The organism is Pelagicoccus sp. SDUM812002, assembly GCF_031127835.1.
GTDB lineage: Bacteria > Verrucomicrobiota > Verrucomicrobiia > Opitutales > Opitutaceae > Pelagicoccus.
In genome coordinates, this window is sequence record NZ_JARXHX010000012.1 from 97,289 (window position 1) to 118,506 (window position 21,218).

The window sequence follows — 21,218 nt, forward strand, 5'->3', positions numbered from 1 at the left end:
TTATGCTGGCAGTTACCAACCTTGATTGAGGATTTCGTCGAGTTGCTTTTGGGCAACCACTTCGTAATTGGACCACTCCATCGTGTAGCTGGCACGGCCTTTGGAAAGAGAGCGAACGTCGGTCGCGTAACCAAACATGGTCTTGAGCGGGACGCTTGCGTAAATGTAACCGAGATCACCCTTTGTCTCCAAATTTTGGATCTGGCCACGGCGGCGGTTGAGGTCTCCGACCACATCGCCTTGAAATTCGTTGGGAGTTACAACCTCCACCTTCATCACTGGCTCGAGGAGCACTGGAGACGCTTCTTTCATCGCTTCCTTAAGAGCGAAGATGCCAGCCATCTTGAATGAAGTTTCGGAGGAATCGACTTCATGGAAAGAACCGTCAACAAGGCGCACCTTGATGTCGATTACTGGGTAACTCGCGACCACGCCGTTAAGTGTAGCTTCGCGAATACCGTCGATAGTCGGCTTGATGAATTCTTTAGGGATAACGCCACCGACGGTCTCATCGACGATTTCAATCCCTTTCCCTAATTCCTGCGGCTCGATTTCGATAACAGCGTGACCGTATTGGCCCTTGCCGCCTGTCTGACGCACGAACTTACCTTCGGCACGAGCTGACTTGGTGATGGTCTCGCGGTAGGCGATCTGCGGCTCGCCCGATCGAGCGCTAACCTTGAACTCGCGGAATAAGCGGTCACGGATGATCTCGAGGTGGAGCTCTCCCATGCCTGATATGATCGTCTGACCGGTTTCTGGATTGGAGCTGACCTTGAAAGTGGGATCTTCCTCAGACAAACGGGCCAAGCCAGTCGCCAACTTGTCTTGGTCAGCTGAAGTCTTCGGCTCGATGGTCATTGAGATGACTGGCTCAGGGAAGACCGGCGGAATGAGAGAAACGTCGTAACCTTTAGGAACCAAAGTGTCGCCTGTAGCCACATTCTTGATACCGACGAGAGCACAAATATCACCAGAGCGAACGACCTCCAAATCCTCGCGGCTGTCCGCTTTCATCTGAAGGATACGGCTCACCCGCTCACCTTTACCAGTTCGGGCGTTGAACAGCATATCGCCCTTCTTGATCGTGCCGGAGTAGACGCGAACGAAAACGAGTTTACCGACGTATGGGTCGCTCCATAGCTTGAACGCCAGAGCAGAAGCCTTGCCGGCATCGTCTGCGTCAATCTCCACCGAAGAGTCGTCACTGGCATGAGCTTTCGTTGCAGGCAGGTCAAGCGGGCTCGGAAGGTAGTTCACAACCGAATCTAAAACGCTCTGCACGCCCTTGTTCTTGAAAGCGGATCCAGGGATCACGCCAACGAACTTGAGAGCGATCGTCGCTCTGCGGATTGCAAGGATGAGCTGGCTTACCGAAATATCTTCTCCGCCAAGGTAAGCTTCTGCGAGCTCATCGTCGGTATCAGCAACCGCCTCGATCAAAGACTCACGCAGGCTCGACGCCTCGCCTGCAATCTCGTCAGGAATATCCGTTTCGATGGTATTGACTCCCATCTCGTCTGACTCGTCGAACAAGAAGGCCTTGTTTCGAACGAGATCGACTAAGCCCCTAAACCCCTCTTCGGCTCCGATGTTTAGGAACAGCGGGTGTGCATTCGCACCGAGTTTGGCTCGCATGTCAGCGACAGCTGCTAGGAAGTCAGCTCCGATGCGGTCCATCTTGTTGATGAAAGCGACGCGCGGAACGTTATACTTGTCAGCCTGACGCCAAACCGTCTCGGATTGAGGCTGAACACCTGCTACCGCGCAGAAAACTGCGACTGCTCCGTCGAGTACGCGGAGGGAACGTTCCACTTCCGCGGTGAAGTCCACGTGCCCAGGGGTATCGATGACGTTAATCAAATGGTCAACCCCCTCGAAAGGCCCGAAGCGAGCCTTCCAATTACAAGAGATCGCGGCGGAGGTAATCGTGATCCCACGCTCGCGTTCCTGCTCCATGAAGTCCGTGACAGCATTTCCGTCATGAACTTCGCCAACCTTATGAACTACGCCTGTATAATATAAGATGCGCTCCGTGGTAGTCGTCTTCCCTGCGTCAATATGGGCCGCGATGCCTATATTACGCGTCCACTCCATCGGCACCGGTCTGTCGGCGCCGTTTCGTGGCGAATGAGCTGTAAGGGAGACTGACATTTACAAAGAACAAAACAGGCGAAGCTGCAGAGGGTTAGTTAATTGATTACCAACGAAGGTGAGCAAAGGCACGGTTGGACTGCGCCATCTTGTGAGTGTCTTCCTTCTTCTTAACAACAGAACCTGTGTTATTGTAGGCATCGACGAGTTCGGAAGCGAGAGCGTCCTTCATCGGGAGACCACGGCGTCCTGCAGCTGCGTTGACGATCCAACGGAAAGCAAGCGACTCTTGGCGGTCGTAAGAGATTTCGACCGGAACCTGGTAAGTAGCGCCACCCACACGGCGGCTCTTAACTTCGAGGCGTGGACGAGCGTTTTCAAGCGCTCCAAGAAGAAGATCGATTGGATCCCCCTTGCCGAGCTTCTCGGCAACTTTCTCGAATGCGGAGTAGACGATACGCTCAGCGACAGTCTTCTTACCATCACGCATGACGGTGTTGACGAGGCGACCTACGAGAACGCTGCCGTAGCGGGCGTCTGGCTTTGCTGGTCTTTTAGTAGCTCTTCTGCGACGTGACATGGCTTATAAATTTCTATTTCTTTTCCTTAGGACGCTTAACTCCGTACTTGGAGCGGCTGCGGCGACGCTTATCGACACCCTGGGCGTCGAGCGTGCCGCGAACGATGTGGTAACGAACACCTGGAAGGTCCTTTACACGACCACCACGCACGAGAACGATACTGTGCTCCTGAAGGTTGTGACCTTCGTCAGGAATGTAAGCGATCACTTCGTAACCATTGGTTAGACGTACCTTCGCGACCTTGCGGATAGCCGAGTTCGGCTTCTTAGGCGTACGAGTCATGACTTGTACGCACACACCGCGGCGGAACGGATTTGCTTCGAGGGCACGTGACTTGGACTTGGCCTTGATCACTTTGCGGCCCAATCGGACTAACTGGTTAATAGTAGGCATGGTGTGAAATTTTGAGAAAAGAGCGTGAACGTATCGTTTGAAGGTGCTTCGGCAAGTATTTTCTCGCCGAAATAGAACAAAAAACAGAACCAGCCCGTTCACCGGCTGAATCTGTTCTTTTCCTACACGTTTGTTTGGGCGGAGAACTCTTTTGGAGCCACCTATGTGATGGGAAATTTTGAAGGAGGAAGGGTTTGCGGCACCTCAGCCACAGCATCAAGCACAAAGCAGTCAAAAGCTCGATAAAAGCTGACATCTTGCAATTCTCAGCACGTACGGCAAACAATCCTCGCTTCGCTCTCCGCCTCGGTGCCACTATATTATATAAGAGAATCGTATTCCACCCAGGATCACCTCATGTATCGAAAACCGAACCAGCCGCGGTGCGCCTAAACGAGCCGCAGAAATGCCACGAAGACCGATCAACTTTGAACGCTGACCTATGATTAAGAAAGGATCTAAGCTCTTTTGCCCCGATGGCATAGTGGGTGCTAATACTGATGGGCAGTTCAAGTGACCGTTCAAAGACACACCCAAGACTGCACTGACTAACCCCCAGTTCGCTTCCTCTAAATGCAAATCAAATACGATACCGAATCCTTCTTCGACGAAATGTTCGATGAGAAGGGGCAACCGCGTCCTCACTACAAATCCTTCGTCGACCGATTCGGCGAACTCACCGAGAGCGAGTTCAATCGCAAACGCGAGGCGGTCAACCTCTCCTTCCTCCAACAAGGCATCACCTTCACGGTCTACGGTAACCAAGAGAGCACCGAGCGCATTTTCCCTTTCGACATGGTGCCTCGCATCATTCCCGATTCGGAGTGGAAGCAGATGGCCCGAGGACTCGAGCAACGCATCCAAGCGCTCAACCTGTTTCTCAAGGACGTTTATCACGACCAGAAAATTGTCAAAGACGGCGTGGTTCCCGCGGAAATCCTCAATTCCTCGAAACACTATCGCAAAGAGATCGTCGGACTCGACGTCCCTCGTGACATCTACATCCACATTTGCGGCACCGACCTCATTCGCGATGACAGCGGACAATACCTTGTCCTCGAAGACAACGGCCGCTGCCCGTCCGGCGTTTCGTACATGATAGAAAACCGCCAAGCCATGAAACGTGCCTTCCCGCGCTTCTTCCCCAAGGCAGGCGTTCGCTCCGTCCTAGATTATCCCGAGAAACTCCTCACCGCGCTGCAATACATCGCTCCTCAAGGGAAAGCCTCTCCGACTGTCGCTGTGCTCACACCCGGCGTCTACAATTCTGCCTACTTCGAACACTGCTTTCTCGCCCGCCAAATGGGTGTCGAAATCGTGGAAGGTCGCGACCTCGTAGTAGAATCCGACGACTGCGTTTACATGCGCACCACCGAGGGACTCAAGCAGGTCGACGTGCTCTACCGCCGCATCGACGACGATTTTATCGACCCAGAGGTCTTCCGAAAAGACTCTCTGCTGGGTGTTCCCGGCCTCGTGCGTGCCTACAAGAAAGGCAACATCGGACTCGCAAACGCGCTCGGCACTGGAGTCGCTGACGACAAGGTCATGTACTGCTTCGTGCCCGATATGATTAAGTACTACTTGGGCGAGGACGCCATCCTGCCGAACGTCGAAACGTGGCTTCCCTACCGGAAGGAGGACCTAGAGTATACCCTCGAAAATGCCGATAAGCTCGTCATCAAAGCAGCCAACGAGGCAGGCGGATACGGCATGCTTATCGGTCCGCACGCTACGAAAAAGGAAATTGAGGAATTCAAGGCCAAGGTCAAAGCCGCCCCCCGGGAGTTCATCGCCCAAACGCCGATCTCTCTATCGCGCCACCCGACCTACTGCGATGAAGGATTCGGCGGACGACACATCGACCTGCGTCCCTACATAATATGCGGGGAAAAAACGCAGATCATTCCAGGCGGACTAACGCGAGTCGCCCTCAAAAAAGGTTCACTCGTCGTGAACTCCTCCCAAGGCGGCGGCAGCAAAGACACTTGGGTTCTCTACTCCGACGAGTAAGTCCCAAACCAGCCAGAACCTAAAAAGTCGAAACCCAACACCAAATTTAACATGCTTTGCCGCGTCGCAGACTCCCTCTTCTGGATGGCACGCTACATTGAACGGGCCGAAAACACCGTTCGCCTAGTAGACGTCACCCTCCAAACTCTTCTCGAATCCGAACACTCTCCGGACGAAGACCAATACAAAAACTGGAGCCCGATTCTCGCCAGCCTCGGAGACCAAGCCCTCTTCGAGTCGCTCTACGAAGACAAGTCGAGCTCCAACATCACCGACTTCCTCATTTTCAGTCGCGAAAATCCGAGCTCCGTGCTGCAGTGCATCTCTGCCGCTCGCGAAAATGCCCGCATGATCCGCGACCAGATCTCCTCGGAGATGTGGGAGGTGATCAACCGAACCTATCTCTGGTTGAAGAAGCAGGATCCCCAGAAGGTTTGCGTCGAGGCGGATTACGAATTCTTCCAGCACATAAAGGAGTTCTCCCAGCTCTTCCAAGGCCTGGTCGACACCACCTTCCCACACCAGATTGGCTTCGAATTCGTCAAGATAGGAGCCAACCTAGAACGTGCCGACAAAACCTGCCGCATCCTCGACGCCAAGCGCTACATGCTGCAGGATTCGCCCGCCAAGGACGACGCCCTCGACAACGCACAGTGGGCCGCCATCCTTCGTGGTTGCAGCGCTCACGAAGCGTACCGCCGCGTCTACGTGGCCGACATCGAGGGCGACACCGTACGCGATTTCCTTCTGCGCTCGCGGGACTTTCCTCGCTCAGTACTCTACTGTCTCACCCGAACCCAGCTCGCGTTGCACGCCATTTCCAAGTGCCCGACCACACACTTTTCAAACGAAGCGGAACGCCGCCTCGGGCAGTTGATAGCTAAGCTCAACTACGCCAATCCTAACGACCTCAACGGCAAAGAGGCGCACAAGCTCATCGAATCGATCGAGAACGACCTCGGCGAAATCGCCGTGCAAATCAACGAGCGCTACATGTTCTCAGAGATCGTCGATCCTGCCGAGGATCTAGAGCAAGCCCAAGCGTAGCACACCACGCCCGAAAGCAGCGCAACCCCATCCCGCCTGCCCTCGAGCAATTCAATCTTCACTTTCCACCATTCACATTCCCTAGATGGCTATAAAAGTCGCTCTCAACCACAGGACCTTTTACAACTACGACCGCTTCGCCACGCTTGGCCCGCAGGTCGTCCGCCTCAGGCCGGCTCCACACTGTCGCTCCCGCATCGTCAGCTATTCCCTGAAAGTCCACCCCGAGGAAACCTTCGTCAACTGGCAGCAAGACCCGCAAAGCAACTACGTCGCCCGACTCCTCCTGCAGGAGCCGACCAAGTCCTTCGGCCTAGAAATCGATCTCGTCGTCGATCTCGCACCCATAAATCCCTTCGACTTCTTCCTAGAGGAAAACGCGACGAGCTATCCGTTCGAGTACAGTAACGTCCTTAAAAAAGAACTACGTCCCTATTTCTCGAAGATTCCCCTCCGCGGACGCTTCAAGGAGTTCGTCGAATCGATCGACCTATCCAAGAAGGACACCAACGACTTCGTCGCCTACATTAACCAAAAAGTTAATGCCCACTTGGAGTACACCCTTCGCATGGACCCGGGCATCTTCAGCCCCGAAAAAACGCTCAAAGAAGGGAGAGGCAGCTGTCGCGACTTCGCATGGCTACTCGTACACGTTTTTCGCAGGCTCGGCATCGCTGCACGATTCGTATCCGGTTATTCGATACAATTAAAGCCCGACCAAAAACCAATCGACCCGGACGCACCTTCAGGTGTACCCGAGGATTGCTGCGACCTCCATGCTTGGTGTGAAGTTTATCTGCCAGGGGCGGGATGGGTCGGGCTGGATGCCACAAGCGGACTTTTCTGCGGCGAGGGTCACATCCCCCTCGCCACTTCAGCTGACGCCAAAGGAGCGGCTCCGATCGAAGGCGGTATCACTGCCTGCAAGACCGAATTCGACGTGTCCATGTCAGTCACGCGCATCCACGAGGATCCGCGCGTCACCAAACCTTTCACCGACTCCCAATGGAAGTCCATTCTCGCCCTCGGCAAGACCGTCGACAAGCGACTCGAAGCTGGTGATGTGCGCCTGAGCATGGGCGGAGAGCCGACCTTCATCTCCATCTACGACCAAGAAGGCGAAGAGTGGAATACCGGAGCCGTGGGTCCCACCAAAAAGCCACTCTCCGACAAACTCATCCGCCGACTTCGCAAAAAGTTTGGCCCAAAGGGTATGCTGCACTACGGCCAAGGGAAGTGGTACCCCGGCGAACCCCTTCCCCGTTGGGCCCTCGGCCTATACTGGAGAAAAGACGGTAAACCGCTTTGGGAAAACGACGACCTAATCGGGGATGAGTCAGTAGAATATGGATACACCCATAAAGATGCGAAAGAGCTGATAGAAGAACTCACGCGCCAACTCCGAGTCGACAAACAGTACGTCAACCCAGCCTACGAAGATCCAGTCGCCTTCTCGCTCAAAGAGCGCAATCTGCCCGTAAACATCAACCCGCTTGATAACGAGCTGGACGACCCGCAGGAACGGGAGAACCTCCTCAGCGTATTCAACCGCGGCCTTAACACTCCCGTTGGCTACGCACTGCCTCTCCAGCGCGGCTGGGATAAGGATGGCCCCGCTTGGCACAGCGGCATCTGGATGCTTCGCGGGAAGCAACTCTTTCTCACCCCGGGCGACTCTCCACTCGGCTTGCGACTGCCACTCGACCGTCTCCCATGGGTTAAGGAAGAGGACTATCCTTACATCCACCCGTCAGATCCCTCTGCCCGCTATCCGGACCTTCCTTCAAGACGCTCTCTCATCGTTCCCCAACGCCGGGAAGACGACCACGCCGCTCGCGAAATCTCCAAACGCATAGAGGAGGAACGCACCGCTGCGGAAACCTTCGAGGAGGAACTCAGCAAGCTTCCGCAAAACCAAGTTCCTGACGAAGGGCAATCAGCACCCTGGGTCATTCGCACCGCTCTTTGCGTCGAATGCAGGAAGGGCCGCCTTTACGTCTTCATGCCGCCAACGGAGAAGATCGAGGACTACATAGACCTGGTAGCTGCCATCGAACACGCGGCGGCTGTATTGAAAAAACCGGTCCTGATCGAAGGCTACACGCCTCCCCACGATCCACGCGTCGACTACATGAAGATCACCCCCGACCCGGGAGTCATGGAAGTCAACATTCACCCATCGACCTCCTGGAACCAGCTGGTTGAGAAGACTGAGATCCTCTACGAAGAGGCCCGCCACCTAAACCTCGGTACCGACAAATTCCAACTCGACGGCCGCCACACCGGCACAGGCGGAGGCAACCACATCGTCGTAGGAGGATCAACACCAGCGGACTCGCCCTTCTTGCGCCGCCCCGACGTCCTCAAGTCGCTCATCGGCTTCTGGATGAACCACCCTTCGCTAAGCTATCTATTCAGCGGCTTGTTCATCGGACCGACCTCCCAAGCCCCCCGCGTGGACGAAGGGCGCCCAGATGCGTGCTACGAGATGGAGATAGCCTTCAAGCAAATCCCCGGAATCGACGATCCAAGCATACCGCCTTGGCTGGTCGACCGCGTATTCCGCCACTTGCTCACCGACTTAACCGGCAACACGCACCGTGCCGAATTCTGTATCGACAAGATGTTCTCGCCGGACAGCGCCACCGGACGCCTCGGCCTCGTAGAGTTCCGCGGATTCGAGATGCCGCCTCACGCCCAGATGAGCCTCGCTCAACAGCTCCTGCTACGCGCCTTGATCGTGCATTTCTGGGAAAAGCCGTACGAAGCTCCACTCACCCGCTGGCTCACTAAGCTGCACGACCGCTTCATGCTGCCACACTTCGTGCGGGAAGACTTCCGACAAGTCATCCAAACGCTGCACGCTGCTAATCTGCCCGTGCAGGAAAATTGGTTCACCACTCATTTCGAATTCCGCTTCGCGATCATTGGTACTGCAAGTTTCGATGGCATGACAATCGAGCTCCGCCAAGGCATCGAACCTTGGCTTGTCCTCGGCGAAGAAGCCGGTGGTGGCGGAACCGCCCGCTACGTAGATTCATCCATAGAGCGAATGCAGGCCAAGATCACCGGTCTCGATCCGGAGCGCTATTCCCTCACAGTCAACCGCACGGAGCTCCCACTCACATCGACTGGAGAACCTGGGGCTTATGTGGCCGGCGTTCGCTACCGAGCGTGGCAACCGCCCAGCTGTCTGCACCCAACTATCCCGGTGCACGCTCCACTCGTTTTCGATATCGTGGACAAGTTCCACTCGCGGGCCATCGGAGGATGTACTTACTTCGTCAGCCACCCCGGCGGACGCAGCCACGAACGCTTCCCTATCAATGCCTTGGAAGCAGAAACGCGGCGCGCTGAACGGTTCCACTCTTTCGGCCACAACACCGGTCCCATCCAGGTCAGACACATCGAACGTAGCGAGGAAATGCCCGTCACCCTCGATTTACGTAGGCTATAGGACGTACACTGATTTGGGGATCACAACGCTTGCACTTCAAAGCGTAGGGAATACTCCAGTCATCAAGCGCAATCACTGCGCAAAACCCTCCTGATGACCGAAGCCGGCCAAACGAATTTGCTCAACAACTGGATGGGGGGCTACGCCTCCTCCAGCGGTTCCTACGACGAATTACTCGACGAAAAGGGACTGCCGCGTCCGCATTGGCGATCCGTGTCCGAGCACCTCGGCGCCTTAAACAAACCCCGCTGGGAGCGGCGCGAGCGGCAGCTCGACCGCCTCATCCGCGACAACGGCATCACCTACAATGTCTACGATGCCGAAGACTCTAGCTCGCGCCCTTGGTCTATGGACATGGTTCCCTTGGCGCTCCCGCAGAAGGAGATGGAGTCTTTAGAAAGCTCCCTTGGGCAACGAGCGCACTTGCTCAACCTCATCTTGGGTGATGTCTACGGCAGACAAACCATGCTGCAAGGCAGCAAGATGCACCCTTATTTGGTCTTCTCGAATCCGGCCTTCCTACGCCCCTGCCACGGACTCTTGCCGCCTCGCCAAAGCCACATCCAACTCTACGCAGCAGACCTAGCCCGCTCCCCTGACGGCAGCTGGTGGGTACTCTCAGACCGTGTCGAAGCCGCCTCCGGACTCGGCTACGCGTTGGAGAACCGCATGCTCATGTCGCGCATCTTCCCCAAAGCGATTTGGCAATCCGACATCCTCTCCCTGCAGCCCTTCGTACAAAAGTTCTGCCAGCACATCGAATCGCTGGCAGCCACCTCATCTGACCAGCCCAACATAGCTCTGCTCACTGCCGGTCCGAAGAACGAAACCTATTTCGAGCAGTCCTTTCTCGCCCGTAATCTCGGCTACACCCTAGCCGAGGGCGAAGATCTGACCGTGCGCTCCAACCGTCTCTACATGAAGACGATCAACGGCGTGCAGCAGGTCCACGGCCTCTTGCGTCGCGTCGATTCACCCTGGGTCGATCCGCTCGAGCTTCGCAACGGTTCCCTCCTTGGCGTTCCCGGCTTGGTCAACACCGTCAGAAACCGGAACCTCGCCCTCGTCAATGCACTCGGCTCTGGCTTCGTAGAAACGCCCGCTCTCCTCGCTTTCCTACCATGGTTTTGCCGCAACTATCTCGGCGAGAGCCTCGAGCTCCCTTCCGTCGCTACTTGGTGGTGCGGGCAAAAACACGAGCGAAACTACGTTCTGGAGAATATCGAGAAGCTTATCATCAAGCCAACCTTCCGCCAATTGGGAGGTGCCACCTATTTCGGTCCGCGACTTAGCTCGATTGAGAAACAAAAGCTCATCGAGCAAATCAACAAGTACCCCGAGCGCTATTGCGGCCAAGAGATCCTATCGCAAGCCACCACTCCCGTATACGAAAAAGGCAAGCTGCAGCCACGTCACTTCCTCATGCGGGTGTTCATGGTGGCCGACGACAATGGTTGGAAAATGATGCCAGGCGGACTCGTCCGGTACCCAGCTAGCGACGACGTCATGGATGTTTCCATGCAACGCGGCGGTGCCAGTAAAGATGCTTGGATCATCCGCGACGCAGGGCCCGAAGCCGGCCAGAGAGCCGCCGCCAACATCAACAGCGATCGTCCGATCCGCCGCAACCACAACGATCTGCCCAGCCGCACCGCCGACAACCTCCACTGGCTCGGCCGCTACATCGAACGCGCTGAGTCTCTCGCACGCCTGCAGCGGACCATTTCAAACTTCCTCACAGAGGAACTGGGCGGCGAATCGCAGCGAGCGATCGTTCCCTTCCTCGAGCAGATCATCCCGCCTGACGAATCCATCGATAGCCTGCTCGATCCAGAAACCGAAAGGCTCGACTTCTCTGCGGTCGAACCCTTCCTCACCCGTTCCCTCTTCGCCAAAGACAATCCGGAAAGCCTCATCAACAACCTGCGCTTCATCGAGCGGGCTGGTGCAAAGGTCAAGGAACGCCTGTCGGTCGACACTTGGAAACGGATGCAAGCTTTCCGTGAGATTGGCGAATCCTACGAGTCTAAGAACCTTAGCATCTTCGACGAAGACGTATCCATTTTTCTAGACGACGCCTTAGAGAACCTCGCCATTTTCGTGGGCAATGCCTACGAAAACATGACACGCAGCCAAGGATGGACTTTCTTGCAAATAGGACGCCGCCTCGAGCGCGCTCTTTCCATCTCGTCCCTGCTGCAATCCTCATACTCTGTCGCAAAACCCTTCGACGACCGGCTCGATTCGCAGCTACTCTATTGGGCTGATTCCAGTATCACCTACCGTCGCCGTTATCTGAATACAGTATCTTCGGAAAGCGTTCTCGACGTTCTCTGCTTCGATGCGAGCAATCCACGCTCACTCATCTACCAGATCTCAAATCTTCAGAAACTGCTGGTGACTCTCCCGCACGCGAACAAAGGCGAGCGCAATACCATAGACACCCTTTCCCTACAGCTTTTCAGCCGTATCGGCCTCACCAATCCCAAGGCCCTTATGCACCAGGAACCGCTCGCTCGCATGAAGAGTGTGCACGACTTCTTCGGCGACACGTTCGCCAACTTGCTCGAACTCGGCAGCGCCATCCAACAGTACTATTTCGCCCACACCAACAACGCGGCCACTAAAAAGCCAAACGCAACCATCGGCTAACGTATCGCATGGCTACCTACCGCTTACACCACAAGACCAGCTACTCGTACAGCTACCCGGTCACCGGATCGCACCACACCGCGATCCTTAAGCCTCTCAAAAACGAATCCCAGATTTGCACGCGCTTTTCTTTGGAGGTCAGCCCTGAGCCCGCCGACCTCGCCGTGCGAGTCGACTACTTTGGCAATACCTCTCACCTTTTTGCCATACAACTGCCGCACGAGTCTCTCGTCGTGGACGCGTATAGCACGGTAGAAGTTTCTGCTGAGGCTATTGACCTCAAAAAACTGGATACACCTGTATCCGAGATCAGAGAGGCCCTCGCAGATATCAAGCGAACTGACTTGATCGAAGCCAAAGAATTTCTCTACGAAACTGAAAACACAAAGAAAACCGATTCGATCACCGAATTCGGAGCTCGCTTCTTTTCAGGTGACGCGAAGATCGGGGACGGGGTCGCAGCCATGCTTCAAGCGTTTAAGGACGAGTTCAAATTCGATTCCGAAGCCAGCGATATCTATACCCCTGTCGAGCAAACCCTCTCCACCAAGAGTGGTGTCTGCCAAGACTTCGCTCATCTCATGATCGCTGCCTTGCGTGCCCAAGGACTGTCCGCGTGCTACGCCAGCGGATACATTCTTACGATGCCACCACCTGGCCAGCCTCGACTCGTCGGAGCCGACGCCTCCCATGCCTGGGTTAGCATTTTCCTTCCTGAAAATGGATGGATTGACGTCGATCCGACAAACAATCTTGTCTGTGCCGATCAACACGTCGCCGTGGCTTACGGGCGGGACTTTTCAGACGTAAGCATGCTCAGCGGAGCCGTCACCGGAGGCGGAGAGCACACAGTCTCCGTCGAGGTGACGATGCAGCCGATTTGAGCCGATTAAGAAGGGTCAACCCGAGACACCACTTAACTACTTATATTCAGATTTTGGACACGCTGCTTCGGCTGATCGAGATTGAGTGAACGGACCTCCTCGCTTCCAGCTAACCATCATCGATGAGGACTAAACGGCCGGAACACTCTGCTGTTCGGTAAATTTATCCTTTCTCATCCTCGCAAAGCACTGTTTGATTTGGCGGTCTACGAAATCGGCCTGAACATTCCTTGTTCACCTTTTTTCGTGACCTGCCCTAAGCCTTAGAAACAACCTACCCCGCTTTATGCCTTTCGACCTTCCCGTTCTCCTTGCGTCGGGTGCCCTAGACTTGACGCCTTTTCTCGTTCTCTTTGCTGGTATTGCTTTTGTAGTCATCGCCATTGGTTATCTACGCATCCACCCATTCATCGCTCTGGTTATCGCAGCGATCATTGTCGGAGCACTTACCAATTTGGGTGGAAATACCGTCGGCAACCCAATCACCTCAGCGATATCGGAAACGATGCGCCAGCTGGGAAATACCGCCGGTGGTATCGCTTGGATCATCGCCCTCGCCGCGATCATCGGACTCTGCCTCATGGAGAGTGGAGCGGCCGACCGCATCGTGCGTAGCATGATCAAGGTATTCGGAGAAAAGCAGGCCGGGTATGCCATGCTTGTATCGTCGTTCTTCCTATCCATTCCAGTGTTCTTCGACACAGTCTTCTACCTGATGGTCCCGCTCGCCCAAGCGATGGCATTTCGCTTAGGTCGAAGCTATGTCTACTTGATCGTTGCTGTATGCACAGGAGCACTGGTGACACACTCTCTGGTGCCTCCGACGCCTGGACCCCTGATCGTAGTGGAAACACTGGGACTAAACCTCGGACTCACCATCGCCGGCGGCATTGCCTTAGGAATCATACCCGCTTTGGCCGGTCTAAAACTGGGGGGTATTCTGGATAGCAAGCTTGGCATAAAACTTAGGGACAGCGGAATGCTCAGCACGGAAGACCTAAAAGAAATCGTCGAAAAGGATGAGAGCCAACTGCCTGGAATTTTCGTTTCCTCCCTGCCGGTTGGGCTTCCCGTTGCATTGATCGCCATCTCTTCGTTCGTCGGAGAATTCGCTTCACGAGAGAGTCTAGGTTGGCTCTTCTCAGCCATAGAAGTTGTCGGACAAAAACATGTGGCCATGTTTCTAGGAGCCCTAATTGCCATCTCCTTACTCGCTCGCTATCGACGCCTCGACAAGAAAGATCTCTGGAAAACGTTGGAAAGCCCTCTCGGCACAGCTGGTACCATTATCCTGATCACCGCGGCGGGCGGAGCCTTCGGCGGCATGATCCGCCAATCCGGCATAGGAGATTCGATCACCGCCTTGACCGATGGCAGCGGCTTTTCCTTCGTATTACTCGCTTGGCTAGTCGCAGCTGTGATGAAGGTCGCCCAAGGTTCATCGACGACCTCCATGATCACGACTTCGGGCATTATGGCCGGCATACTGGCCACATTGACGACAAGCGGTGCGGCACTCGGCTTTGATCCGTTCTACATTTTCGCCGCAATTGCGTTCGGAGCAATGTTCGGCTCTTGGATGAATGACAGCGGCTTCTGGATTGTCTGCAAGATGACTGGCTTTACGGAAGCGGAAACCTTGAAGACTTGGACGCTGTCAGTCAGTGTTATCTCAGTCACCGGTTTGCTGCAGCTACTGATCGTCTCCAACTTATTTCCTTACCCGTTCGGTCAATAGGGGAAATCATAAGAGCTTGGAGCAGTTCGACGCAATTACTCGGGAATCGAGTTCGTAGCTACCGGCACGAACCCTCCTAAGGCCTCGAACCACCCAGCTATGATTCCAAACATAGATTCCCTGAGCGTAACTTCTTCCCCTAATACTGACACTATCTCTGCTGCTCTTATCGACGTGCGTACGCCGGAAGCATTCACAGAATCCCACATTCCTGGGGCCCAGAACCACTGCGTTTTCGATAGTGCATTCATAGAATCTTTTTCAAACACATTCCCCGATAAGACCATTTCCCTGGTGGTCTATGGAGAGAGCGAACGATGCAACGCTGCAACCGTGGCAGCGGCCCGCTTGCAAGAAGCAGGATTTTCCAATGTGCAAGTCTACACCATCGGCCTCAGAGGATGGATCGATGCAGGTAATCCGATTATTAGCGAACAAACACCTGAATCTTCGCCAGAAGGCATCTACCAGCTTAACGCGGAAAAGTCGAAAGTTCGCTGGATCGGTCGCAACCTGATCAACCAACACGACGGCTTGATCGCATGCCAAAGCGGTTCCTTATCGATCGACGCGAGCGGAACGGCAGATTCCGGGGAACTCGTCGTGGACATGAGTCGTATTTCCTGTCATGATATTTCGGATACAAAACTTGCATCGATGCTTATCGGACACCTCCAGTCGGAGGACTTCTTCGAAACCAAGAGCTACCCGACTGCCCGTTTTTCACTCAATCGATTCTTCCGTGATCCCTCCGCCCATCCAGGCATACCGAACGCGACGGTGGAAGGGATGATGCAAATCCGTGGCCAATCCCACCCCTTGCACTTGGATTGCACCCTCGCGCCCATCGAAGACGGTTACGTCTTGCAAACCCAGTTCGATGTGGACCGGACTCTTTTCGGAGCTGTCTATGGTTCCGGCCGCTTCTTCGAGCGACTCGGAAAACACCTCGTGAACGATCTCGTGACAGTGCAAGTGACCGCATTTTTCGAAAAGTAACTGGAGCAAAGCTAATTCCCGCCAGTCAGTAAAAAACCGGGCGGCAAAGCCTCTCCATAGGCCAACGCCCTTTCTCCTTGCGTCACCGGTACATAATCTCGCAACGGCAATAAGCGGCTCGCCGACACCCCAGACTTTTCGAGCTTGGAAACGATCTTTGCGGAGCAATGGCGAGATATGTTTAAAGCTCGCTCGTCCACCACTCGAGCAGCCTTCAAAAACAGTGGCACAGCGTCCGCGAATCGCCCTTCGGACCAATCCTGCTTCCGTAGACGATCAAAGACTCCCTCCACCGTATCCGGTGGCAACACCCGATCTACCGAAGCATCGAAAAGCACTCGACTGAGCAAAGAAGCCAATCCGCCCAACAACGGAGCGACTGCTTTGCCTTCGGAAAGCGCGCCATCAAGGCGCTGCACAAAGCTATCATAAATGCACTCTTTTGGCCTCAGTTCCAGCTTCTCCAGACTACCCAACAGACGGATCCGTTCCGCTTCTCCCCGCTTCGTCTCACCTAAACGAGAAAGATGCGTGCCAAATAACGCAACCTGCTGATCATCCGATAGTCCTGGAGCTATCCGACGCAGCAAGATCAGAAACTGAACCTCCACTTTTACAGGCGAATTTCGAAATGTGTCCGAAACTTCGAACACGTCGACCAGCCTGGCGTCATCTCCGGGTGCTCCAAAACCTGGACGCATGAGGTACCCTACGAGCTGGAGCCATGTCTCCGCAACTTCTGGACTTCGAGCGACAATCTCGCAGTTCTCGAGAGCTTCATCCACTAAGGCTCGGCAGACTCTCAAATTCCACTCGTACTTAGGCATCCTAAGGTCAGCTTCCAATTCCTTGAAAACTCGAGAGGCTTTGAGCCCCGTACCACGAGCAAGGAAACCGCGTTTCAAAGATCGAGACGCTTTCGCCACCTTGCCGGCATCCAATCCGGGGTCCACATTCGATAAATCTCCAGCCGAGCCGCCCTCTGCTCTCAGGTTGAAAGCCAACGGCCAGCTGCCAGGAACCGACTCATCCAGCGACTCGCAATTCACCGTCAACATTCCCAGTTCGCTGACTCCACTCTTCAAGCGAATGAGAATCGACTCCCGTCCTTCGAACTCGACCCGAGTATCCAATGGCGGCAAAGATCGCATTGTATCCATTTTCTCTTTACACCATTCACCTGCGGATTGTTGCATCGAGTCCCTTCCCTGAAACACTCGAAACCGAGCGATTTGATTGACCGCCATACGTAATCCAGGAATCTCAATATCGAACTGTTCTCCCGGCTGAGCCCCTTTGGGCAGTACACAAAGGTGCTTTGTTTCTGACTCGCTAGCAACTTCGATGAAGATCGCCCTAGCTGCACCCGCATCGATCCGTCTGCGGCCTTGGCATATCTGAGCCCCATAGAAAGCAGCCCCTCGGGCTACAGCGAGATCTGTCTCCGAGTTTTCCAATGCGACTACCTTTCGCGACTCTTGCCACTGCGAGATCTGCGACAAAAGCCGATCCTGGATCATCGAGGAAGAAAGGCTGCCCCCATTAAACAAAACTCGGTCCACACCCGCACAACCATCCAAAAACTCAGCAAGGTGCCGCGTCACCCCGCAATCGGTGGCGTACGGAAGACCGATCTCCAAAAGCCCTTCAGCCGAGCGTTCAGCTCGAGAACCTCTCTTACATTCAGGAAAGAAGCCCTCCAAAATCAATTCGCGAGCAAGACTGGCAGAAACCTCCGTCGAAAGCGTGCCAGCGATCAAGCCCGAGCCTTTACTCGGCACGGACACCGTGATCGATCGATCCTCCTCGGACTCGGCTACTAAGCACGCCTCCTTCAAGTCGCGAGCTCGGCTGATCAAATGTGCCCATTGGTCAACACTCAAATCTTCGCCATCGGGAGCTAATTCAGATTCTAAGGCGTGAGCTAACGCTAGGTCGATATTGTCACCGCCTAAAAGGAGATGCTCGCTCACCGAGACACGAACAATTTTCGGTCGACCTTTTTCGCGGCCGCCAATTCGAAACAAACTGAAATCTGAGGTTCCGCCCCCGATATCCACTACAAGGATACACTCGCCTTCCCGAAGCTCATTCGCTCTACCTTCCGCCGTTTCCAGCCAACGATAAAAGGCCGCCTGCGGTTCCTCGATGAGTCGCACGTTGTCCGGATATCCCGCTGCGCGAGCGGCCTCCAAGGTCGCAGCTTGAGCAGCCGCATCGAAAGAAGCTGGCACCGTGATGGTCACTCCCTGCTGCTCGAAAGGTGCTGAGTTTCCAAACTGCGAATCCCAAGCATTTTTCAACACCTCAAGCAGGTGACTCGAGGCTTCAATGGCAGAGAGCTTATCTGCGTCCGTGATCGCCTTCGACTTCCAAGGCAAAATCTTAGCTTGCGGACTAACCGTGTGATGACAAAGCCAAGACTTCGCCGAATGGACGACACGGTCTGGTTGCTCACGACCTCGCTCCCGCGCGAAAAGCCCAGCACTCCACTGGCCGTCCTCCTCGAGATACAAAAACGAAGGCAAAGTACTGCGTTGAACGTCAGTGCTCCTAGTCTCCAGCTGCCGAATACCCAGCACCTCCGACTCACCGACATCCCGCGTCAGGTCTAGGTAAGCCAGTGCACAATTTGTAGTGCCCAAGTCGATACCTATAGAATAACGAGGAGTCATCATCAAATCGTTGCGGGAAGCGGTCTTTCCCCGCGAATTATAGATCTAATTGCGATAAGAAGTCGCTTTCCCCATCGTCATCAATCCATGCGGACCTGGAATTCCACTTTCCACTTTCGGTCCGAATCGACATGTTGCATCCAAAGCTCAAGGTTCCCCAGTTCCGTTACCACTGAGTTCAGGAACACCGGAATCGGCTGCCCTTTCGGAAACTCCTCCATCGCTGGAAGCTCGATCTCAAGCTTGCTGGTTTCTTCCAGAAGCTTATCGGCCTTGTTAATCAAATCGCCTGGCTGGTCACCGCTGCGTATCTCCGACGCGAAGAACCGAAAGACAGCTGGCTTACCCGTGACTAATCCAAAAGCACGACCCTCTAGAGTGTGCGAAGAACCCTCTTCCATTCCCTGCGGAACGACGCACACCGCCTTGATTGGAGGCTTGAATCCCGGAACCGCAGGACGGGACGACTCAAGGCCGAGGTAGTAAGAGCGTGCCGTACCAGCTCGTATCCGAATTCCCTGACCCGTCGCACGATTACGGCCATAGCTCGCAGCACCTTTGGCCACCGCCAGATCCGGTTGGAAGCCCTGCAACTCGCGTGGAGCGTTCTCGCACCAAGTCGCTAAGAGCTCCATCACGCGATCGCGAATCGAGCCGGCCTTGAACACGCCCCCGTTAAAAAGCACGGCGGTCGGTTTGAGCAATTCGCCCGATAGTGCTTGCTCCGGATTTGCGATAAGGGTCGACAGGCTTTCACTCGTCTTCACGTTCTGTAAACTGCGAGCAAGGAAACGGGCGAGGTGCTTGCTAACAACTGCATCCGAGGCGTAGGGCAAACCGAATTCCTGCAGAGCCGCGGCGCCGTCTTCTACCGGCATTTCGTCAGCTGCAGTCAAAGCGAAGAATCCGTCGACCACAACTGCTTGCAGGGTCTCGCGTGTCAGTTTTGTGGATACAGTTCCGGCGAACAAACTAGAGCCACGCGACGGGACTGATATCGGCAAATCCGACAAGCTCGCGTCTTCGAAGAGCTTGGCCTTCGCTTGGCTCGCTCCGTGGATGAGCGCGAGGAACTGCCAGTCGTCAATTTCCGTTCCTTCGTCCTCAAGCTGAGCTTGCAAATTATAGGCGAGAGCAAGATCCATGTTGTCCCCGCCGAGCAGAATGTGCTCGCCGACCGCGATACGCTCGACCGCGAGGTTGCCCTCCTCCTCGCTGACCGCAATCAAGCTGAAGTCCGCAGTGCCGCCACCTACGTCGCAAACGAGAATCACATCTCCTGCTCGCACCTGCTTGCGCCAATCACTCCCGACCTTGTCGGTCCACGCATAGAAGGCCGCTTGCGGTTCCTCCAGCAGGATGGGTTCCCTCAAACCTGCCGACGAGGCTGCATCAGCCGTGAGCTTTCGGGCCACCTCGTCGAAAGAGGCCGGCACCGTCAGCACAATCTGACCTTCCTCCATATTCCATTCTCGTCCCTCCAAGCGCTCAGCGTAGAGCACCCCACTTTTGAGATGCTCGAGGTAGCGGCGTGACGCTTCTACTGCGGAGAGCTTTTGTTCGCCGATTTCCGAATTCCAAGGCAGCACTGGCGATTGCGGATCGACATGTGGATTGGAGAGCCATGACTTGGCTGACGTCACTAAACGATCCGGCACCTGAGCGCCATGCTCGCGAGCAAACGTACCCACGATGTGACTACGATCGGCTGACGACCAAGGCACGCTAATCGCGTCCTCTGAAAACTCGTTTTCGCTGGGCAAATAGAGAGCCGAGGGTAGCGACGCTCGCTCGCCGATTTGGCTGGGAGCGAGGATCTGCGTTACCTGAACTACTCGACTTTCGCCACTTTCCAAGTCGCACAAACTCACGGCACTGTTGCTAGTACCCAGATCAATTCCTAAGACAAATTTCTTATCCATTTTCCTTTTCCTCCCGTTGCAGGAACGACCTCTTTGTACGCTGCCCTCTATTTTACCTCAATCTGAGCAGGAGCGATAACGGGTAGCTTGCCCTCCTCCGACTTGATCACTCGAGGTAGATTAACACGGCTGGCCTTCCACCCTTTGTGCACGAGCTTGCCTTTCTGCTCGGAGCCCCCACTTGCCGAGCCAGAAATACGGTAGGAGTCAACCGCATGCTCTGGTACGGTGACCACGGATCCCTCAGCTTCCCTCGCAACCGGCTCGACAGTGATCATCTCGTCGAACGCGGACTTGCACCCTTGGTGCACGACACGTGCCGCTGCTCCGACCTGAGCGTCGCTGTACTTGCTGATGTCATCCATCAAGAAGTCCACCAAGCGCCCCTTACTCTGTAGCGTCGAAATGACCGCGATGACTTCTGCCTCGGCTGCGTTCTTAGGAGCTGGTGGAACCACGACCGGCTCATGCGCTTGGACCGGGGTGCTCACCTTTTCCTCTTCAATAGCAGGGATGTAGTCCGCCACCGTCATGGCTTTGAGAACCAGCCAAAGAGCGAGCGCCAAAGCTGCTGCGACCAGATAGATCCCATAGGCCTCAAAGCCAGGTACAAACAACAGCCCATTGAAAATCGCGATCAAGATGCCAGCGATGAGTGCCTTGTTTTTCATAGTAAAAGTTGGATGTTGAAAATCTCGATTAAAGGCGTTCGGAAACACCGTAAATTTCACCAAGCGTATAGAACTCGCCGCTTGGCGATGTC

The 21,218-nt window shown here is 55.0% G+C and carries 13 protein-coding genes; 7 read left to right on the forward strand and 6 right to left on the reverse strand.

Annotation, left to right across the window (positions count from 1 at the left end):
• Positions 1-12: 12 nt before the first annotated feature.
• From fusA to rpsL, 3 genes are read right to left on the reverse strand one after another with little or no spacing between them, the layout of a single operon-like run.
• Positions 13-2,154 (reverse strand): elongation factor G, encoded by a 2,142-nt coding sequence (fusA, locus tag QEH53_RS16750; RefSeq protein ID WP_309024363.1) that lies wholly within the window; start codon positions 2,152-2,154, stop codon positions 13-15.
• 46 nt (positions 2,155-2,200) lie between these two features.
• Positions 2,201-2,674 (reverse strand): 30S ribosomal protein S7, encoded by a 474-nt coding sequence (gene rpsG, locus QEH53_RS16755; RefSeq protein ID WP_309024364.1) that lies wholly within the window; start codon positions 2,672-2,674, stop codon positions 2,201-2,203.
• 13 nt (positions 2,675-2,687) lie between these two features.
• A complete protein-coding gene (gene rpsL / locus QEH53_RS16760) occupies positions 2,688-3,068 on the reverse strand; it encodes a 30S ribosomal protein S12 (protein WP_191619634.1) in 381 nt (126 codons plus the stop codon).
• 573 nt (positions 3,069-3,641) lie between these two features.
• On the opposite strand from rpsL, the gene QEH53_RS16765 reads away from it, so the two are divergent.
• From QEH53_RS16765 to QEH53_RS16795, 7 genes are all read left to right on the forward strand, one after another.
• Positions 3,642-5,081, forward strand: a complete 1,440-nt coding sequence (locus QEH53_RS16765; RefSeq protein ID WP_309024365.1) for a circularly permuted type 2 ATP-grasp protein — start codon at positions 3,642-3,644, stop codon at positions 5,079-5,081.
• A 51-nt stretch (positions 5,082-5,132) separates the two neighbouring features.
• Positions 5,133-6,128 carry an alpha-E domain-containing protein gene (locus QEH53_RS16770; RefSeq protein WP_309024366.1) on the forward strand — a complete coding sequence of 332 codons (996 nt, stop codon included), beginning with the start codon at positions 5,133-5,135 and terminating at the stop codon, positions 6,126-6,128.
• An 85-nt stretch (positions 6,129-6,213) separates the two neighbouring features.
• Positions 6,214-9,585, forward strand: coding sequence for a transglutaminase family protein (locus QEH53_RS16775; RefSeq protein WP_309024367.1), 3,372 nt, complete (start codon positions 6,214-6,216; stop codon positions 9,583-9,585).
• 93 nt (positions 9,586-9,678) lie between these two features.
• Positions 9,679-12,237, forward strand: a complete 2,559-nt coding sequence (locus QEH53_RS16780) for a circularly permuted type 2 ATP-grasp protein (protein WP_309024368.1) — start codon at positions 9,679-9,681, stop codon at positions 12,235-12,237.
• A gap of 8 nt (positions 12,238-12,245) precedes the next feature.
• Positions 12,246-13,121: a transglutaminase family protein gene (locus QEH53_RS16785; protein ID WP_309024369.1), complete on the forward strand. Its 876-nt coding sequence runs from the start codon at positions 12,246-12,248 to the stop codon at positions 13,119-13,121.
• A gap of 286 nt (positions 13,122-13,407) precedes the next feature.
• Positions 13,408-14,859: an SLC13 family permease gene (locus QEH53_RS16790; protein ID WP_309024370.1), complete on the forward strand. Its 1,452-nt coding sequence runs from the start codon at positions 13,408-13,410 to the stop codon at positions 14,857-14,859.
• A gap of 99 nt (positions 14,860-14,958) precedes the next feature.
• A complete protein-coding gene (locus QEH53_RS16795) occupies positions 14,959-15,858 on the forward strand; it encodes a YceI family protein (RefSeq protein WP_309024371.1) in 900 nt (299 codons plus the stop codon).
• Positions 15,859-15,869: 11 nt separating this feature from the next.
• Here the strand turns inward: QEH53_RS16795 and QEH53_RS16800 are convergent, their stop codons facing one another.
• The 3 genes from QEH53_RS16800 to QEH53_RS16810 form a co-directional block, all read right to left on the reverse strand.
• Entirely contained in the window at positions 15,870-18,536 is a 2,667-nt protein-coding gene (locus QEH53_RS16800; protein WP_309024372.1) for an Hsp70 family protein, read from the reverse strand.
• Between the two features lie 77 nt (positions 18,537-18,613).
• Entirely contained in the window at positions 18,614-20,455 is a 1,842-nt protein-coding gene (locus QEH53_RS16805; protein WP_309024373.1) for an Hsp70 family protein, read from the reverse strand.
• Between the two features lie 47 nt (positions 20,456-20,502).
• A complete protein-coding gene (locus tag QEH53_RS16810; protein ID WP_309024374.1) occupies positions 20,503-21,126 on the reverse strand; it encodes a DUF2760 domain-containing protein in 624 nt (207 codons plus the stop codon).
• Positions 21,127-21,218 lie beyond the last annotated feature (92 nt).

What these genes read in the sequence shown, in the direction of transcription:
- fusA (WP_309024363.1), bottom strand. Translation starts at nt 2,154, where the DNA reads ATGTCAGTCTCCCTTACAGCTCATTCGCCACGAAACGGCGCCGACAGA.
- rpsG (WP_309024364.1), bottom strand. Translation starts at nt 2,674, where the DNA reads ATGTCACGTCGCAGAAGAGCTACTAAAAGACCAGCAAAGCCAGACGCC.
- rpsL (WP_191619634.1), bottom strand. Translation starts at nt 3,068, where the DNA reads ATGCCTACTATTAACCAGTTAGTCCGATTGGGCCGCAAAGTGATCAAG.
- QEH53_RS16765 (WP_309024365.1), top strand. Translation starts at nt 3,642, where the DNA reads ATGCAAATCAAATACGATACCGAATCCTTCTTCGACGAAATGTTCGAT.
- QEH53_RS16770 (WP_309024366.1), top strand. Translation starts at nt 5,133, where the DNA reads ATGCTTTGCCGCGTCGCAGACTCCCTCTTCTGGATGGCACGCTACATT.
- QEH53_RS16775 (WP_309024367.1), top strand. Translation starts at nt 6,214, where the DNA reads ATGGCTATAAAAGTCGCTCTCAACCACAGGACCTTTTACAACTACGAC.
- QEH53_RS16780 (WP_309024368.1), top strand. Translation starts at nt 9,679, where the DNA reads ATGACCGAAGCCGGCCAAACGAATTTGCTCAACAACTGGATGGGGGGC.
- QEH53_RS16785 (WP_309024369.1), top strand. Translation starts at nt 12,246, where the DNA reads ATGGCTACCTACCGCTTACACCACAAGACCAGCTACTCGTACAGCTAC.
- QEH53_RS16790 (WP_309024370.1), top strand. Translation starts at nt 13,408, where the DNA reads ATGCCTTTCGACCTTCCCGTTCTCCTTGCGTCGGGTGCCCTAGACTTG.
- QEH53_RS16795 (WP_309024371.1), top strand. Translation starts at nt 14,959, where the DNA reads ATGATTCCAAACATAGATTCCCTGAGCGTAACTTCTTCCCCTAATACT.
- QEH53_RS16800 (WP_309024372.1), bottom strand. Translation starts at nt 18,536, where the DNA reads ATGATGACTCCTCGTTATTCTATAGGTATCGACTTGGGCACTACAAAT.
- QEH53_RS16805 (WP_309024373.1), bottom strand. Translation starts at nt 20,455, where the DNA reads ATGGATAAGAAATTTGTCTTAGGAATTGATCTGGGTACTAGCAACAGT.
- QEH53_RS16810 (WP_309024374.1), bottom strand. Translation starts at nt 21,126, where the DNA reads ATGAAAAACAAGGCACTCATCGCTGGCATCTTGATCGCGATTTTCAAT.